Here is an 18,009-nt window from a genome sequence, read left to right as displayed (position 1 = left end):
GTTGAGGGCAGGCGCGCCGCTTTTGTGGGGGGTGGCGGTCAGGCGGTCACTGTGCGCCGATGGCCTCCAGCATGTTCAGCCGGGCCGCCCGGCGGGCCGGCCACAGCGAGGCCAGCACGCCCACGACCAGCGCGATCAGCAGGAACAGCGCCAGCCGGCCCCAGGGCAGCAGCAGTTCGTAGGTCGGGAGCCCCTGGCTGACCAGGTTGCCGGAGGCCCAGGAGAGGAAGACCCCCACGCCGATCCCCAGGACCGCGCCGAACAGCGAGAGGACCACCGACTCCAGCCGGACCATCTCCTTGATACCGGCGCGGGACAGTCCGATCGCCCGCAGCATCCCGATCTCGCGGGTCCGCTCGAAGACCGACATGGCGAGGGTGTTGACGACGCCGACCACCGCGATGACGACGGCCATGCCGAGCAGCCCGTACACGATGTAGAGCAAGGTCTCGATCTTTCCGGCGTTCTCCTTGCGCAGGTCGGCGTGGTCCTGGACCTTCAGCAGCGGGCTCTCGCCGAGGGCGTGCCGGATCTGCTTCTCCAGCTCCCCGGTCGCCCCGCCCCGGGCCTTCACCAGCAGTTTGTCGTTCTTCACCGGTGCCATGTGCGGGTCCACCAGGGAGGTGGCGCCGAGGGCACTGGTGAGCTCCTGGTTGTCCTCGTAGATACCGCTGATCTTCAGCTTCGCCGTCTTCTTGTCGTCGAACGTCGCGTTCACCGTCTCGCCGGTGTGCCAGCCCTTCTCCTTGGCCGCGGTCCGGGAGATCGCGATCTCGTCGGCTCCGTGTGCCTGCGAGCCGCTCGTGAAGTCCAGCCGGGCGACCTTGCCGACCGCCGCGAGGTCGGTGCCGGTGAGGTCCGTGTAGAGCCCGTCGGCCTGGAAGGTGACGCTGCGCAGCGGGGCCACCGCCTCGACGCCCGGGAGGTCCGCCACCTTCTTCGACAGTGCGACGTCCAGGCTGGTGAAGTTCGCGTTCTGCACCTTGTAGTCGGCCTTCAGCCCGTTGGCCGTCATCTTGTCCATGGCCTGCTGTGCCGAGTTCCCGACGACCGTCATACCGGTGATCAGGGTGAGGCCGATCATCAGCGCCGAAGCGGTCGCCGCCGTACGGCGCGGGTTGCGCAGCGCGTTCTGCGTGGCCAGCTTGCCGCCGATGCCGAAGAGCCGGGTGGCCACCACGCCCGCCAGCGAGACCAGGGGCCGTGACAGCAGCGGCGCGAGGATGATGACGCCGGTCAGCATCAGTATCGAGCCCGCCATCGCGATCGGCAGGTCGTCGGAGGACTTCAGTGTGGAGACGTAGAACATGACCGCGACACCGAGGGCGGTGACCACCGCGCCGAGCACATTGCGGATCACCAGGCTGCGCAGGGCCGGCGGCGCCTCGACGGTGCTGAGCGCCTCCACCGGGGCGATCTTCGCGGCCTTGCGGGACGGCAGCCAGGCGGCCAGTACGGTCACCACGACACCCATCGCGAGTGAGGAGAGCACCGCGGCCGGGCTGATGACGACCGGCCCGTCCGGGAAGCCCGCGCCATTGGCGTCGAGCACCGCCCGCAGCCCCACCGCGATCCCGGCGCCCAGCGCGAAGCCGACGACCGAGGAGACCAGGCCCAGCAGCCCCGCCTCGGCCAGCACCGAGCGGACGACCTGCCGGCGCGAGGCACCGACCGCGCGCAGCAGTGCGATCTCGCGACTGCGCTGGGAGATCAGCATGGTGAAGGTGTTGGCGATGATGAACACGCCGACGAACAGGGCGATCCCGGCGAACGCCAGCAGGGTCGAGCTCAGCGCCTTGTTCTGGTCGGCGACCCGCCGGGCCTGCTCGGCGGCGAGATCGGCACCGCTGGTCGCCTCGGCGAGCTTCTCGGGCAGGACCTCGCGGACCTTGGCGGTCAGTGCCTGCTGATCGGTGCCGGGCTCGGCGGCCACCACCAGCTCGTCGAACTGCCCGGGGTGCAGATAGAGCTTCTGCGCGGTGGCGGTGTCGAAGAGCGCGAGGCTGCCGCCCGCGGTCACCTGCGGGTCGTCGGTGGAGACGATGCCGACCAGCTTCTTCGTCAGCACCGGACCGTCGGTGGCGAACCGCACGGTGTCGCCCACCTTGTGGCCGGCCGCCTTCGCGGTCGCCTCGTCCAGCGCGATCTCGTCGGCGGCGGCCGGTCCGCGGCCCGTCAGCAGCGGGTAGCGGGCGTCGTGGCCGTCCTTGTCCGGCTGGAAGTTGGCGGCCATGTTCTGCCAGTCGTTGCCGATCGGTACGCCGTCCGGGCCGGCGAGGGTCGCCTCACCGGTGACGTTGCGCCGCACGGACTGCACGCCGGGCAGTGCGCGGACGGCATCCGCCACCTTGTCGTCGAGGGCGGTGGTGCGCTTGCCGTCCTTTCCGGTGACGGGGGCGTTTTCGGCGGGGACGGCCTGGACGGAGACGGCCACCCCCGCGAGGTTCTTGGTGGAGGCCTTCTTGATGGCCTCGCCGACGGTGTCGCTGAAGATCAGGGTGCCGGCGACGAAGGCGACGCCGAGCAGGACCGCGAGTGCGGTCATCATCAATCGGGCTTTGTGCGCAAGGACGTTGCGCAGCGCGGTTCGCAGCATGGTGGTGGTGTCAGTCCTGGTCCGGTGCGGGATACGGAGGGTGGGGTGCCGGGTGGTCGGCCGGCGTCAGCTGGTACGGCCCTTGGCGTCGAAGAGCCGCATCCGGTCCAGGACGGTGTCCGCGGTCGGATCGTCCAGCTCCTCGACGATCCGGCCGTCCGCGAGGAAGACCACCCGGTCCGCATAACCGGCGGCGACCGGGTCATGGGTGACCATCACCACCGTCTGGTTCATGGCCCGTACCGACTCCCGCAGAAAGCCCAGCACTTCGGCGCCGGAACGGGAGTCGAGGTTGCCGGTCGGCTCGTCCGCGAAGATGATCTCCGGCTGGGCGGCCAGCGCGCGGGCGACCGCGACCCGCTGCTGCTGGCCGCCGGAGAGCTGCGCCGGCCGGTGGGACAGCCGCCCGGACAGGCCGACCGTCTCGACGACCCGGCCGACCCACTCCCGGTCCGGCTTGCGGCCCGCGATGTCCATCGGCAGCGTGATGTTCTCCAGCGCGGTCAGCGTCGGCAGCAGATTGAACGCCTGGAAGATGAAGCCGATCTTGTCCCGGCGCAGCCGCGTCAGCTGCTTGTCGTTCAGCGACGCCAGCTCCACGTCACCGATCCGCGCCGAGCCGGACGAGACGCTGTCCAGACCGGCCATGCAGTGCATCAGCGTCGACTTGCCGGAGCCGGAGGGGCCCATGATGGCGGTGAACCTGGCCTTGCCGAAGTCGACCGATACGGAGTCCAGCGCGACCACACGGGTCTCCCCCTGGCCGTAGACCTTGTTCAGGTCCGTGGCGCGGGCGGCGACGGCAGCGGTGGCGCGGGCGGGGGCGGAGGAACCGGGGAAGCCCGGGATGGCAGCCGCGTGGGACACGGGGACTCCTGAAGAAGGAACGGAAGAATTCGACGTTCCCATTCTTGGAGCGCGGGCCGGCACGGTCTTCACCCGCAGGGACCGAAAGCCGCACCGGCCGGAAGTGCCACCACCGGTCCCGCCGTCATCCTCTGGACGGACGGGCGTCCACCCAGCGGCCGACGGGAGAGGTCAGGGTTGCCGGCCGCCCCCGGCGTCCGGTTCGCCGGTCCGGGCCCAGAACTCCGCCACGATGCCGTCGAGGAAGGCGCGCCCCGCCCTCCCGGATTCCGCGGCGCTGCCCCCGTCGCCCCAGTGGAGCGTGGCGGCCATGATCGTCTGGTACTCGCCGTGCAGGTCCCGCAGCACCTGCTGGAGCCGCCGCTCGGGCAGCGGTACGAGCTTGCCGACCGGCCGCACACAGGCCTGCCAGCGGGTGGTGACGGCGCTGGTCAGCAGCTCGGCCAGCTTCCGGTCCCGGCCGGTGAAGCGCAGCAGCGCCGGCAACGGCAGCCGCAGCACCTCGGCGAGCGCCGCGGCCTGCCGGCCGGTGCCGCGCCAGGCCCCGCCGTCCTCCAGGCGCTCGTACGCGCGCGGCTCCAGCCCGGCCCGCAGCGCGACGTCCACCGGGGCGAGGCCGAGTGCCAGCCGGAAGTCGCGCAGGGTGCCCGGTGCGCCGAGCAGCTCGCCGGGCGCGCACCACAGGGCGCCGGCCAGCGCGGTCAGTTCGGCCTCCGTGGGGGCGCTCGTCCCCCGCTCCCAGGACGCGACCGTCTCCGGCGCGACGCGCAGACCGAAGGCGGCCGCCATGCCGTAGGCGACATGGGCGGGGGTCATGCCGAGGGCCTCACGGAGCCGGCGGGCGGCCTCGGCGTCAAAAGGGGGCCGGTGGGGCTCCCCGGCTTGCGTATGCACCGGGCCACGGTAAGTGACGGCGCGGTGCGGTACCTATGGTGCGGACGGCCAAGCCTGGAACTCGTAGGAAGCTACGCCTTTCCCGGTCAGTGACCCGACCAGCGATAGCGCAATTCCGGGCGGCCGACCTGGCCGTACTGGGGGGCGCGGGCCGCGAGGCCGCTCTCCACGAGGTGTTCGAGATAGCGGCGGGCGGTGATCCGGGAGATGCCGACGTCGGCGGCCGCCTCGGTGGCCGTCAGCCCGCTCCCGGCGGCCCGCAGCACCTCGGTCACCGCCTGGAGGGTGGCCGCGGTCAGCCCCTTGGGCAGCGCGGCCGGCCGCGGCGCGCGCAGCGCCGCGATCGCCCGGTCCACCTCGTCCTGCCCGCTGGCCTCGCCGGTGGCGGCCCGGAACTCCGCGTAGCGGGTGAGCCGGTCGCGGAGGGTTGCGAAGGTGAACGGTTTGAGGACGTACTGCACCACGCCGATCGAGACGCCCTCCCGCACCATCGCCAGGTCCCGGGCGGAGGTGACCGCGATGACGTCGGCGGTGTGCCCGGCCGCGCGCAGCGTACGCACCAGCTGGAGGCCGTGGCCGTCGGGCAGGTAGAGGTCGAGCAGCAGCAGGTCGACGGCGTGCTGTTCGAGGTGGCGGCGGGCGTCGGCGCCGGAGTGCGCGGTGCCGGAGACGGTGAAGCCGGGCACCCGCCCGACGTACAGGGCGTGTGCGTCGGCCGCGACCGGATCGTCCTCGACGACGAGAACCCGGATGTCGGAGGGGGTCACCGGCTCCATCCTCTCCCGGCCGCGCGGGCCGCGCAGGGCGGCGCCTGGCTCATCGTGCGGCCCCCGTCCGCAGCGGCAGCCGTACGGTGAACCGCGCGCCGCCCTCCGGCGCCCGGTCCAGCGCGACGGTGCCGCCGTTGCGCCGTACCGCCTGCTGGACCAGGGCCAGGCCCAGCCCGCGGCCCCGGGCGGGCCCGGCCGCGCCGCCCGTCTTGGTGCTCCAGCCCCGGCGGAAGATCTCCTCGGCGGCGTCCGCGGCCACCCCCGGACCGGAGTCCGCCACCCGCAGTAGCAGCTCGTCCGCCGCCGCCCGTGCGGTGACCCGGACCCGCGGCGTCTCGGCGGCGCGGTACTCAGGGGTGGGCGCGGCGGCGTCGATGGCGTTGTCCAGGAGGTTGCCCAGCACGGTGACCAGATCGCGGGCCGGCAGTCCGGGCGGCAGCAGCCCGTCGTCGATCCGGCTGTCCGGTGTCAGGGTCAGTTCCACGCCGCGCTCGTTGGCCTGGGCGGCCTTGCCGAGCAGCAGCGCCGCCAGCACCGGCTCGGCGACCGCGCCGACGACCTGGTCGGTCAGCGCCTGCGCCAGCTCCAGCTCGGCGGTGGCGAACTCCACGGCCTCCTCGGCCCGCCCCAGTTCGATCAGCGAGACCACGGTGTGCAGCCGGTTGGCGGCCTCGTGCGCCTGTGAGCGCAGCGCCTCGGTGAATCCGCGCACCGAGTCCAACTCCCCGGACAGCGCCTGGAGTTCGGTGTGATCGCGCAGGGTGACGACGCTGCCGAGCCGCTCGCCGCCGGAGACCGGCGAGGAGTTGACGACCAGCACCCGTTCGCCGGTCAGCTGGAGCTCGTCGACCCGCGGACCGCTCGTCAGCAGCGCCTCGGTCAGCGGCTCCGGCAGCCCCAGCGCCGTGACGTGGCGCCCCACCGCGTCGTCGGACAGTCCCAGCAGCTCCCGCCCGCCGTCGTTGATCAGGGCGACCCTGCGCTGCCCGTCGAGCATCAGCAGACCCTCGCGGACGGCGTGCAGCGCGGCCTGGTGGTAGTCGTGCATCCGGCTGAGTTCCCCGGCGTTCATCCCGTGGGTGTGCCGCCGCAGCCGGGCATTGATCACATACGTGCCCGCGCCACCGAGCACCAGCGCCGCGGCGGCCACCCCCATCAGCGCCAGCACCTGGTCGCGCAGCTGCGCACTGATCGTCTTGATGGTGATCCCGGAGCTGACCAGCGCGGTGATCCGGTTGCCGCGCCCGGGGTCCCGCACCGGCGCGACGACCCGTACGGACGGCCCGAGCACGCCCATGTGCGTCTCGGCGAACGTCTCGCCGTGCAGCGCCGGGCCGATGTGGCCGAAGTACTTCTTGCCGATCGCGGACGGCTCGGGGTGCGTCCAGCGGATTCCGTCCGGCCCCATCACCACCACGAAGTCGACCCCCGCGTCCCGCCGCAGCCGCTCGCTGTACGGCTGGAGCGCGGCCGTCGGGTTCTTGCTGCGGGCCGCCGCCACGACCGCCGGGGAGTCGGCGACGGAGACGGCCGCCGCGGTCGCCTGCCGCCGCGCGGTCTCCTCTGCCTGCCGTCCGGCATTCACATATGCGAAGGCCGCGCAGCCCATCACGACCACCGCCACCAGCACCACCTGCATGGCGAAGAGCTGCCCGGCCAGGCTTCGGGGGCCGCGCAGCCCGGCGGGCCGGTGCGGCCGGCGGGGACGGGGGAGTCGCATGCAGAACAGTCTGCACGGTTACCGGAGAACCGTCCGCACGGTCACTTTTACGTGAACGAAATGTACGTAAGGGTGACGCGCGCCACAGTGCCGTGCATAGTCACCGGGACTTGTTGTGTGGCAGAGCCGCAGACCGGCGCACGCCGTAGACCGAGGAGACAGCCGTGGCTGCACAGACCCCGCCGTCCGGGGGCACCACCGAGGAGACCGCGCCCGTGAAGCGGGACCGGACCCACTTCCTCTACATCGCCGTCATCGGGGCGGTCCTGCTCGGCATCGCCGTGGGCTTCGCCGCCCCCGGTGTCGCCGTCCAGCTCAAGCCGCTCGGCACCGGGTTCGTGAACCTGATCAAGATGATGATCTCGCCCGTCATCTTCTGCACCATCGTGCTGGGCGTCGGCTCGGTGCGGAAGGCCGCCAAGGTCGGCGCGGTCGGCGGACTGGCCCTCGGCTACTTCATGGTGATGTCCACCATCGCGCTGGCCATCGGCCTGGTCGTGGGCAATCTGCTGGACCCGGGGTCCGGCCTCCACCTGACCGAGACCGTCAAGCACGCGGGCCACGCCCAGACCGAGGGCGGCGGCGAGTCGCTGCCCGACTTCCTGCTGGGGATGATCCCCGCCACCCTGGTGTCCGCCTTCACCCAGCAAGAGGTGCTCCCGACGCTGCTGGTGGCGCTGCTGGTCGGCTTCGCGCTGCAGACGATGGGCGCGGCGGGCGAGCCGGTGCTGCGTGGTGTCGGGCACCTCCAGAAGCTGGTCTTCCGGATCCTGTCCATGATCATGTGGGTGGCGCCGGTCGGTGCCTTCGGCGCCATCGCGGCGGTGGTCGGCGAGACCGGTCTGGACGCGCTGAAGTCGCTGGCCGTCATCATGGTCGGCTTCTACACCACCTGTCTGCTGTTCGTGATCGTGGTGCTCGGCACGCTGCTCCGGCTGGTCGCCGGGGTCAGCATCTTCCAGCTGCTGAAGTACCTGGGCCGGGAGTTCCTGCTGATCCTGTCCACCTCCTCCTCGGAGTCGGCGCTGCCCCGGCTGATCGCGAAGATGGAGCACCTGGGCGTCAGCAAGCCGGTGGTCGGCATCACCGTCCCCACCGGCTACAGCTTCAACCTCGACGGCACCGCCATCTACCTGACGATGTCCTCGCTGTTCGTGGCCGAGGCGATGGGCAAGCCGCTCCCGCTCGGCCAGCAGATCTCGCTGCTGGTGTTCATGGTCATCGCGTCGAAGGGGGCGGCCGGGGTCACCGGCGCGGGCCTGGCGACGCTGGCCGGCGGCCTCCAGTCGCACCGCCCCGAACTGGTCGACGGCGTCGGCCTGATCGTCGGCATCGACCGCTTCATGAGCGAGGCGCGGGCGCTGACCAACTTCGCCGGCAACGCGGTGGCCACCGTGCTGATCGGCACCTGGACCAAGGAGATCGACAAGGGCCGGGTGGCCGAAGTGCTCGCCGGGCAGGCGCCGTTCGACGAGAAGACGCTCGCCGACGACGCGTCCGCCGGGCCGGGCGGCGCGGAGGTCGTCGCGCCGCGGGACGGCGGAGCGGAGAAGACGTCCGCCACGGTCTGAACCCCGGGCCGCAGGAGGGGAGCAGGGGCGGGTGCCGGACACGGCGCCCGCCCCTTCCGCACGTCGGCCGTACGGGGGACTCAGGCGGGCCGCAGCCAGACCGTGGCCAGCGGCGGCAGCACCGGTGCGATGGAGGTGCTGCGGCCGTGCCAGGGCGTCGGCTCGGCCTCGATGCGGCCGGGGTTGCCGACGCCGCTGCCGCCGTAGCGCGGGTCGTCGGTGTTGAGGACCTCACGCCAGGCCGGGAAGTGGTCGGGGACGCCGAGCCGGTAGCCGTGCCGGACGACGGGGGAGAAGTTGGTGACTGAGATCAGCGGGGTGCCGTCCCCGGGGCCGGCGGGGCCCGGCCGGTCCCCCCACGCGGCGAAGCGCAGGAAGGGGAAGACATTGTCCTCGCTCGCGTCGCCGTCGATCCAGGAGAAGCCCGCCGGGTCGGTGTCGCGCTCCCACAGCGCGGGCGTGGCGGTGTACTGCCGGTTCAGCTCGCGCACGAGATCGCGGACGCCCCGGTGGTCCGCCTCCGCCCCGTACGAGGGGTCGAGCAGCCACCAGTCCGGGCCGTGGCTCTCCGCCCACTCCGCGCCCTGGGCGAACTCCTGCCCCATGAAGAGGAGTTGCTTGCCCGGGTGGGCCCACATGAAGCCGAGGTAGGCCCGGTGGCCGGCGCGCTGCTGCCACCAGTCGCCGGGCATCTTCGACACCAGCGCGCGCTTGCCGTGCACCACCTCGTCATGGGAGATCGGCAGCACATAGTTCTCGGAGTAGGCGTAGACCATGGAGAAGGTCATCTCGCCGTGGTGGTACTTGCGGTGCACCGGCTCCTTGGCGACATAGCCGAGGGAGTCGTGCATCCAGCCCATGTTCCACTTCAGGCCGAAACCCAGACCACCGAAGCCGCCGGGCCCGGAGTGGTGGGTGGCGCGGGTGACGCCGTCCCAGGCCGTGGACTCCTCGGCGATGGTGACGACGCCGGGGCAGCGGCGGTAGACCGTCGCGTTCATCTCCTGGAGGAAGGCGACCGCATCGAGGTTCTCCCGGCCGCCGTGCACATTCGGCGTCCAGCCGCCGTCCTCGCGGGAGTAGTCGAGATAGAGCATCGAGGCGACGGCATCCACCCGCAGACCGTCGATGTGGAACTCCTCGCACCAGTAGACGGCGTTGGCCACCAGGAAGTTACGGACCTCGGTGCGGCCGTGGTCGAACTCCAGGGTGCCCCAGTCCGGGTGCGCGGCCCGCGCCGGATCCTGCGGCTCGTAGAGCGGCCGCCCGTCGAACTCCGCCAGCGCCCAGTCGTCGCGCGGGAAGTGCGCCGGCACCCAGTCCATCAGCACCCCGATGCCGGCCCGGTGCAGCGCGTCGACCAGGAACCGGAAGTCGTCCGGGGTGCCCATCCTGGCGGTGGGCGCGTAGAACCCGGTCACCTGATAGCCCCAGGAGCCGCCGAAGGGGTGCTCGGCGACCGGCATCAGCTCGACATGGGTGAAGCCCAGGTCCTTGACGTAGCCGGGGAGCTGCCCGGCCAGCTGACGGTAGGTCAGGCCTGGCCGCCAGGAGGGCAGATGCACCTCGTAGACGGAGAACGGGGCCTCGTGCACGGGGCGCGTGCCGCGCCGGGCCATCCACTCGGCGTCGTTCCAGTCGTGGTCCGAGGTCTCCACGACGGAGGCGGTGGCGGGCGGGCACTCGGTCCGCCGGGCCATCGGGTCGGAGCGTACGGTCCGGGAGCCGTCCGGCCGGGTGATCTCGAACTTGTACAGCTCGCCCGCGCCCATGCCCGGCACGAAGAGCTCCCAGACACCGGACGAGCCCAGCGAGCGCATCGGGAAGCCGGTGCCGTCCCAGTAGTTGAAGTCCCCCACGACCCGTACGCCCCGGGCGTTCGGCGCCCAGACCGTGAAGCGGGTGCCGGTCACCCCCTGGTGGTCCATCACCCGCGCGCCGAGTGCGTGCCACAGCTGCTCGTGCCGGCCCTCGCCGAACAGATGCAGATCCAGCTCCCCGAGCGCGGGCAGGAAGCGGTAGGGGTCCACCACGGTCACGGTCTGCTCGCCGTAGTCGACCAGCAGCTCGTAGTCCGGGACGGTGCGCAGCGGCAGCACCCCGGCGAACAGCCCGTCCCCCTCGGAGGGCAGCCCGGCGCGCAGCCCCTTCGCCAGGACGGTGACGCCCTGCGCGTACGGCCGCAGGACCCGGATCAGCAGTCCGCCACGCACGGGGTGGGCGCCGAGCAGCCCGTGCGGATCGTGATGGGCCCCGGCCAGCAGCCGCTCGCGGTCCGCGTCGGACAGCGGCGCCGCGTCCCGGACCCCGTGGCTGCCCTGCGACCGCTCCGTACGGGGCGGGCCCGCGGGGGCGGCCGTCCGGGCGCCCGTCCCCCTGAGCCAGGGCGGCCGGGCCGCGAACGTGGGGCCGGCGGCGCCCGGTCCGGCCGGCGCCGTGCCGGAGGCCGGTGGCCGGGGCGGGGCCGGGTGACCGGACCGGTCCGCCGCGCCGTCGCGGCCCGCGTCCCGGGCGGGCGCGGGGGCGGGAGCGGCGGGGCGGTCCGGCGGAGATCCGGCGGGGGACGGCGAGGCCGTTCCGGGCGGCGGGGTGGCGGGGGACGGGCGGGCGGTCACGGGAGGGGCCTCCTCGGGGCGGGGCAGCGGTCGGTTCTCGGGGGCGGACGGTGGCGGTGCGGCGGTGCGGCGACGGCCCGTCACCCCTGGCCGCCGGGCCGGGCGGAGCGGGACGGGTCCACCCCCACGGTCTGCTCCCCGCCCGCCGCCAGGCGCCGGATGGCGGCCATCGGGACGGCCAGCCAGTCGGGCCGGTGCCGGGCCTCGTAGAGCACTTCGTAGATGGCCTTGTCGGTCTCGTAGGCGCGCATCAGGGCGGGCGCGGAGCGCGGATCGAGCCCGCCGGCCTCCGCATAGCCCAGGCAGAACGCGTCGCGGGTGCGCCGCGCCCACTCCAGTGCCCAGGGGTCACCGCCGGCCGGACCGCTGCGCGCCGCGTAGTCGAAGGAGCGCAGCATCGCCGCGACATCGCGCACCGCGGGCTGCAGCCGGCGCCGCTCGGCCAGCGGGCGGGCCGGTTCGCCCTCGAAGTCGATCAGCGACCAGCGGCCCTCGTCGGCGGACCGCAGCGTCTGGCCCAGGTGCAGATCACCGTGGATGCGCTGGGCGGCCCAGCTGCGGCCGTCCCCGCCGGCCGCGGCCAGCGCGTCGAACGCGGTCCGCAGCCGGGACCGGTAGGGCTGGAGGACGGGCACGGCGCGGGCGGTGGCCGCCAGCCGCTCGGTCATCCGGGCGGCGATCGCCTCCAGCTGCGGGCGGCGCAGCTCGGTGGTCGGCAGCGTCTGGGCGAGTGCGGTGTGCACCTCGGCGGTGGCGTGGCCCAGTGCCCGTGCCGAGCCGGTGAAGTCGGCGCGGACGGCCAGCGCGTTCAGCGCCAGCTGCCAGCCGTCCGCCGAGCCCGGCAGGAAGGGCTGCAGCACGCCCAGCGTCGTCGGCTCGCCGTCCTCCTCGGGGACCGCCGACTCGAACCAGGCCGCCGGCGCCGGTACCCGCGCGCACTTGGCATCGGCGAGCGCCCGCGGCAGCTCCAGATCCGGGTTGATGCCCGGTTCGATCCGCCGGAAGACCTTCAGGATGAAGGAATCGCCATAGACGATCGAGGAGTTGGACTGCTCGACGGCGATCGGCCGGCCCGGCAGTCCTGAGGGGATGACGGCGTCGGGCTCCCGGCAGAAGCGCAGCGCGCCGAGCCGGCCCGGGGCCCGCAGCCGCTCCAGCAGCAGTCCGCAGAGCCGGCTGTCGAGCAGTGCGTCATAGACGGCGCGGCCGCGCAGCGGACCGCGGCCGGGGCGTCCGATCACCGCGGGCGCCAGCCGGGGTGGGGGTGCGGGGTGCACCCCCAGCAGCAGCTGGTAGCAGTCGCCGCCGGCCGGTGTGCGGCTCGGGGGCGCGCTCTGCTGGGTGCGGACGAGCAGTTGCAGCAGGCCCGGTGCGGTGCCGTCGTCGGTGCACGGCAGCAGCTCGGTCGCCGAGAGCAGGGTGAAGCCGGTGACCGGCCGCCCCTTGCCGGCGAACCAGCGCTGGCGGGGCACCCAGTCGGCGAACAGGGGCACCAGCGAGGACAGCAGATCGGGGGCGGAGACGAGCGGGCGGCGGTCTGGGGTGTGACGGGTGGCACGGGTCGAGGCGGTGTCCGACATGGCGTCGCGTCCTTTCCCCGGGCACACGACATATAGGGCAAAGTGTCCCGGAATACGGCCTTGGCTGTGCGGCGGCGCGGTGGGGGTACCCCCAGACGGAGTCCGGGGGACGGCGGGCCGGCTCGTCCGTACGGCAGCGGTCTTCCGGCGTGCGCTGCTCCGCTGCGCGACGGTCCCCTCCGGCGCCGGAAGGGCCGGCGGGGGACGCCCTGGGGCTCGTTCGGCCCGTGCGGTAATAGGGAGGCTGCCCGGACGAAAGGTCAAATAACGCCCGTACGCGCCGGATGGCCGCGTACGGGCGTCGTCCCGGCGCCCGTGCCCGGTCGGGACACCGGCGCTAACCGGAGGTGCGGCGCAGCCGGAACCAGTAGAACCCGTGGCCCGCGAGGGTCAGCAGATACGGCAGCTCCCCGATGGCCGGGAAGCGGACCCCGCCGATGAGTTCCACCGGATGGCGTCCGCTGAACGCCCGCAGGTCCAGCTCCGTGGGCTGGGCGAAACGGGAGAAGTTGTGCACGCACAGCACCAGGTCGTCGTCCGCGCCGCCGGTGCCCGGCGCCTCCCGCAGGAAGGCCAGTACCGCCGGATTCGTGGAGGACAGTTCGGTGTAGCTGCCGAGCCCGAACGCCGGGTTCTGCTTCCGGATCTCGATCATCCGCCGGGTCCAGTGCAGCAGCGAGGACGGCGAACTCATCGCGGCCTCGACGTTGGTGACCTGGTAACCGTAGACGGGGTCCATGATGGTCGGCAGGGAGAGCCGGCCCGGGTCGCAGGAGGAGAAGCCGGCGTTGCGGTCCGGGGTCCACTGCATCGGGGTGCGCACCGCGTCCCGGTCACCGAGCCAGATGTTGTCGCCCATGCCGATCTCGTCGCCGTAGTAGAGGATCGGCGAACCCGGCAGGGACAGCAGCAGAGCCGTGAAGAGCTCGATCTGATTGCGGTCGTTGTCGAGCAGCGGGGCCAGCCGGCGGCGGATGCCGATATTGGCGCGCATCCGCGGGTCCTTGGCGTACTCCGCGTACATGTAGTCGCGCTCTTCGTCGGTGACCATTTCGAGGGTCAGCTCGTCGTGATTGCGCAGGAAGATACCCCACTGGCAGCCGGACGGAATCGCCGGGGTCTTGGCGAGGATTTCCGAGACCGGATAGCGCGATTCGCGGCGTACCGCCATGAAGATGCGCGGCATGACCGGGAAGTGGAAGGCCATATGGCATTCATCGCCGCCGACTCCGTAATCGCCGAAATAGTCGACGACGTCCTCCGGCCACTGATTGGCCTCGGCCAGCAGCACCGTGTCCGGGTAATGGGCGTCGATCTCCGCGCGGACCCGCTTGAGGAAGGCGTGCGAGGCCGGCAGGTTCTCGCAGTTGGTGCCCTCCTCGGCGTAGAGGTACGGCACCGCGTCCAGCCGGAAACCGTCGATCCCCAGGTCCAGCCAGAAGCGCAGGGCGGAGATCATCTCCTCCTGGACCGCCGGGTTCTCGTAGTTGAGATCCGGCTGGTGGGAGAAGAAACGGTGCCAGAAGTACTGCTTGCGGACCGGGTCGAAGGTCCAGTTGGAGGCCTCGGTGTCGACGAAGATGATGCGGGCGTCGGCGTACTGCTTGTCGTCGTCGGCCCAGACGTAGTAGTCGCCGTACGGCCCCTCGGGGTCGGTGCGCGACTCCTGGAACCACGGGTGCTGGTCGCTGGTGTGGTTCATCACCATATCGATGATGACCCGCATTCCGCGGTGGTGCGCGGCGTCCACGAATTCCACGAAGTCGGCCAGGTCGCCGAATTCTGGGAGCACCGCCGTGTAGTCGGCGACATCGTAACCGCCGTCCCGTAGCGGGGATTTGAAGAACGGCGGCAGCCAGAGGCAGTCCACGCCCAGCCATTGCAGATAGTCGAGCTTGGCCGTGATGCCCTTGAGGTCGCCGATTCCGTCGCCGTTGCTGTCCTGGAAGGAGCGCACCAGGACTTCGTAGAAAACGGCCCGTTTGAACCAGTCGGGATCGCGGTCCTTCGCCGGGGTGTCCTCGAATGTGTCGGGGACAGGCTCATTGACGATCAATTGGGTGACCCTCCGATCGGTGAGGACGGTCGCAGCGACAGCACATGGGCGGGCGCGAGTGAGCGGCCCGGCTCCAGGCGCACATAGTTGTCCCTGCCCCAGTGGTAGGTATCGCCGGTGAGCTCGTCGCGCACCGGGAAGGACTCGTGCCGGCCGAGGCCGAGTTCCGGCATGTCCAACGACACCGTCGCCTCGTGGGTGTGGTGCGGGTCGAGGTTGACCACCGTGAGCACCGTGTCGGCCCGGTCGCCGTGCCCCTCGTGCTTCGAGTAGGCGATGACGGCCTCGTTGTCGACGTGGTGGAAGCGCAGATTGCGCAGCTGCTGCAGGGCGGGGTGCCGGCGGCGGATGCGGTTGAGCGCGGTGATCAGGGGGGCGATGGTGTGCCCCTCCCGGGCCGCCGCATCCCAGTCGCGCGGCCTGAGTTGGTACTTCTCCGAGTCGAGGTACTCCTCGCTGCCGCGGCGTACCGGCGTCGACTCGCAGAGCTCGTATCCGGCGTAGACGCCCCAGGTGGGGGCCAGGGTGGCGGCCAGGACGGCGCGTACCTCGAAGGCGGGGCGGCCGCCCTCCTGGAGGTAGGCGTGCAGGATGTCCGGGGTGTTCACGAAGAAATTGGGCCGCAGGTAGGAGGCGCTCTCACCGGTCAGCTCGGTGAGGTAGTCGGTCAGCTCCTGCTTGGTGTTGCGCCAGGTGAAGTAGGTGTACGACTGGTGGAAGCCGATCTGGGCGAGGGTGTGCAGCATGGCCGGGCGGGTGAACGCCTCGGCGAGGAAGAGCACGTCCGGATCGGTGCGGTTGATGTCGCCGATCACCTTCTCCCAGAAGGCCACCGGCTTGGTGTGGGGGTTGTCCACCCGGAAGATCCGTACGCCCTTGGCCATCCAGAAGCGCAGCAGCCGCTCGGTCTCCCGGACCAGCCCGCGGAAGTCGGTGTCGAAGGCCAGCGGGTAGATGTCCTGGTACTTCTTCGGCGGGTTCTCGGCGTAGGCGATCGAGCCGTCCGCGCGGCGGTGGAACCACTGGGGGTGCAGGGTGACCCAGGGGTGGTCCGGGGAGCACTGCAGCGCGAAGTCCAGGGCCACCTCCATCCGCAGGTCGCGGGCGGTGCGCACGAAATGCTCGAAGTCGTCGAAGGTGCCCAGGTCCGGATGGAGGGCGTCGTGGCCGCCGGCCGGTGATCCGATGGCCCAGGGAGAGCCGACGTCGTCCGGGCCGGCCGACAGCGCGTTGTTGCGGCCCTTGCGGAAGGCGCTGCCGATGGGGTGAACGGGCGGGAGGTAGACCACGTCGAAGCCCATGGCGGCGACGGCCGGCAGCCGCTCGGCGGCGGTGCGCAGGGTGCCGCCGATGGCCGTACCGTCCGGGCCGACTGTGGCGCCCTCGGAGCGCGGGAAAAGCTCGTACCACGCGCCGTACAGCGCCCGGCGGCGCTCGACGACCAGGGGCATCGGGCGCGAGACGGTGAGCAGTTCGCGCAGCGGATGGCGCGCCAGCACCTCGGTGACCTGGGGGGAGAGCGCCGCGGCCAGCCGGGTCGCGGCGGGCAGCCCGGTGTTGCGCAGGGTGTCCACGGCGGTCAGCACCGCCTCGCGCCCCTCGCTCTTGGGTACCTCGGCGGCCGCCCGCTCATGGAGTTCGGCGCCCTCGGCGAGCACCAGCTCGGTGTCGATCCCCGCCGGGATCTTGATGCCGGCGTGCCGCCGCCAGGTGGTGACCGGATCGGCCCAGGCCTCGACGGTGAACGTCCAGCGGCCCTCGATACCGGGGGTGACCTCGGTGCTCCACCGGTCGGTTCCGGGCGCCCGCTCCCGCATCGGCGTCCAGGGGCCGCAGCGGCCGGCCGGATTGCGCAGCACCACATTCGCCGCGACGGCGTCGTGCCCCTCACGGAAGACGGTGGCGGAGACCTCGAAGGTCTCACCCACCACGGCCTTCGCCGGGCGGCGACCGCAATCGATCTGCGGGCGGATGTCCAGAACAGGAATGCGACCGATCATGGGCTCACCTAGTGGGCTTGTCATGCTTTGCCGGGCTTTGTCCTTTGTATCCGCTTTACGGCAGACGGGCCGGGTGGGGGCATGGGCGCTCCTGTCCGCTTTCACTCGGTCGGCGGAGGGTACGGCGGGGCCGGTCGGCGCAACCGCCGGCCTCCGGCCGGTCGTCCCCCGAGGGCTGCGGTGCGGAGGTGCGGTGCGGGTGAGGGCCGGGGCCGCGGGCCCTCTTTGCGGGTGGCGGCCGGGAGCTCCGGCGGTAGGGCACCCGCCGCGTCGCCACGGGCCGGCCCGGACGCGGGGCGAGGGCCGCCCCCGTACCGGCGGCCACGGCGCTGCGCTGACACGGTCGGCGTTCGCCTCCTCAACTCGGTCTGATCTCAGCGGAGTTGCGGTGTGCGGATGTCCGGTGCCGCGCCGGGGCCCTTCGGCGCCACACCGCAGCCTCTCTCCAGGAGGGAGTCCGTACAAGAGCGCATGAGGGGGTGGAATCGGCCATATCAGCGGACGTGACGGCAGGGAGGCAGGAGACGGAGCGGCTCTCCTGGTGTGTGCGGGGCCGCCTGCGGACCGGGTCCGGTGGGCCTCGTCGCCGCTCCGGCGCGTGTGCCTCCCCCAACCGGGCGGGGCCGGGGGGCCCTGCGGCACGGTGCCGGGGCCGGTGGCGCGCGGTGCCGGATGCTGAGGGCCTTCCGAACCCGCAGGAGAGGCCCGTGCGCCAGCTCAGCCCGCAAGGAAACCCGGAACCGGCCCGCACCGGCCCCGTCCGGGACGCCGCCGGCCGGCCCGGGGTCATCGGCATCGCCCTCGCCGCCGTGCTGGCCGCCGCCCTCGCGCAGGGGTCCTGGCAGTGGTTCGCCACCTACATCGGGGTGACGCTGCTCGCGGTGGTCTTCTCCTTCTACGGACTGCCGGCCTGGACGCCCGGCCTCCGCACGCCGTACGTCCGGCAACTGGTCGCGTTCGCGCTGACCGTCGGCCTGTGCCTGGCGATCGCGGTGGCCCCGATGCTCCAGCGCTGGGCGTGGCTGTTCCCGATGCCGGGCACCCGGCGCGAGTGCCCCGAACTGGGCCGGTACGAGGGCATCCGGGCGGAGGCCGAGCTGGCGCGGCTCAGTGGCCGGGACCGGGTCGCGCTGGCGCACGCCCAGCGGGCCCGGCGTCATGAGGCCGTCGCCGACTGCCTGTCGGCCACGACGACCCAGTGGCTGCCGCTGTACGGGGCGGGGGCGGCCGTGCTGGTGGCGGCGGGCGCCTGGACCCGCGACCGGTCCCGGGCGCGGAAGGGGGACCGGCCGGGATAGACCGCCGGTGGCGGGGCCCGGTCCGGAACGCGCGAAGGCGGT

The 18,009-nt window shown here is 72.4% G+C and carries 11 protein-coding genes; 2 read left to right on the top strand and 9 right to left on the bottom strand.

The window, feature by feature from the left end:
- Window positions 1-46: 46 nt before the first annotated feature.
- The 5 genes from ACFW5B_RS18290 to ACFW5B_RS18270 form a co-directional block, all read right to left on the bottom strand.
- A complete protein-coding gene (locus ACFW5B_RS18290; protein ID WP_386440097.1) occupies window positions 47-2,596 on the bottom strand; it encodes an ABC transporter permease in 2,550 nt (849 codons plus the stop codon).
- 66 nt (window positions 2,597-2,662) lie between these two features.
- Complete coding sequence (locus tag ACFW5B_RS18285) at window positions 2,663-3,463, bottom strand: ABC transporter ATP-binding protein (protein WP_386440095.1); 801 nt, start codon at window positions 3,461-3,463, stop codon at window positions 2,663-2,665.
- Window positions 3,464-3,634: 171 nt separating this feature from the next.
- Window positions 3,635-4,357 (bottom strand): helix-turn-helix domain-containing protein, encoded by a 723-nt coding sequence (locus ACFW5B_RS18280; protein WP_386440093.1) that lies wholly within the window; start codon window positions 4,355-4,357, stop codon window positions 3,635-3,637.
- 86 nt (window positions 4,358-4,443) lie between these two features.
- Window positions 4,444-5,133 carry a response regulator gene (locus ACFW5B_RS18275; protein ID WP_386440091.1) on the bottom strand — a complete coding sequence of 230 codons (690 nt, stop codon included), beginning with the start codon at window positions 5,131-5,133 and terminating at the stop codon, window positions 4,444-4,446.
- A 40-nt stretch (window positions 5,134-5,173) separates the two neighbouring features.
- Window positions 5,174-6,847, bottom strand: coding sequence for an ATP-binding protein (locus ACFW5B_RS18270; protein WP_386440089.1), 1,674 nt, complete (start codon window positions 6,845-6,847; stop codon window positions 5,174-5,176).
- A gap of 164 nt (window positions 6,848-7,011) precedes the next feature.
- Here ACFW5B_RS18270 and ACFW5B_RS18265 point away from each other — a divergent pair, with 164 nt between their 5' ends.
- The gene (locus ACFW5B_RS18265) at window positions 7,012-8,418 is read left to right on the top strand and encodes a cation:dicarboxylate symporter family transporter (RefSeq protein WP_386440087.1); all 1,407 of its coding nucleotides are present in this window, start codon (window positions 7,012-7,014) and stop codon (window positions 8,416-8,418) included.
- Between the two features lie 80 nt (window positions 8,419-8,498).
- On the opposite strand, the gene glgB is transcribed toward ACFW5B_RS18265, so the two are convergent.
- From glgB to ACFW5B_RS18245, 4 genes are all read right to left on the bottom strand, one after another.
- On the bottom strand, window positions 8,499-11,033 hold the full coding sequence (gene glgB, locus ACFW5B_RS18260) for a 1,4-alpha-glucan branching enzyme (RefSeq protein ID WP_386440085.1): 2,535 nt from the start codon (window positions 11,031-11,033) through the stop codon (window positions 8,499-8,501).
- 80 nt (window positions 11,034-11,113) lie between these two features.
- Window positions 11,114-12,613: a maltokinase gene (locus ACFW5B_RS18255; protein WP_386440084.1), complete on the bottom strand. Its 1,500-nt coding sequence runs from the start codon at window positions 12,611-12,613 to the stop codon at window positions 11,114-11,116.
- A 337-nt stretch (window positions 12,614-12,950) separates the two neighbouring features.
- Complete coding sequence (gene treS, locus ACFW5B_RS18250) at window positions 12,951-14,669, bottom strand: maltose alpha-D-glucosyltransferase (protein ID WP_386440083.1); 1,719 nt, start codon at window positions 14,667-14,669, stop codon at window positions 12,951-12,953.
- A complete protein-coding gene (locus tag ACFW5B_RS18245) occupies window positions 14,666-16,669 on the bottom strand; it encodes a maltotransferase domain-containing protein (RefSeq protein WP_386440081.1) in 2,004 nt (667 codons plus the stop codon). Before ACFW5B_RS18245 ends, treS begins: the two co-directional genes overlap by 4 nt.
- Window positions 16,670-17,376: 707 nt before the next feature.
- Between ACFW5B_RS18245 and ACFW5B_RS18240 the strand changes: the two genes are divergently transcribed.
- Window positions 17,377-17,967 (top strand): hypothetical protein, encoded by a 591-nt coding sequence (locus tag ACFW5B_RS18240; protein WP_386440080.1) that lies wholly within the window; start codon window positions 17,377-17,379, stop codon window positions 17,965-17,967.
- Window positions 17,968-18,009 lie beyond the last annotated feature (42 nt).

It is taken from the genome of Streptomyces sp. NPDC058773, assembly GCF_042746015.1.
Taxonomy (GTDB): Bacteria; Actinomycetota; Actinomycetes; order Streptomycetales; family Streptomycetaceae; genus Streptomyces.
This window is presented reverse-complemented; position numbering and strand designations above follow the sequence as displayed.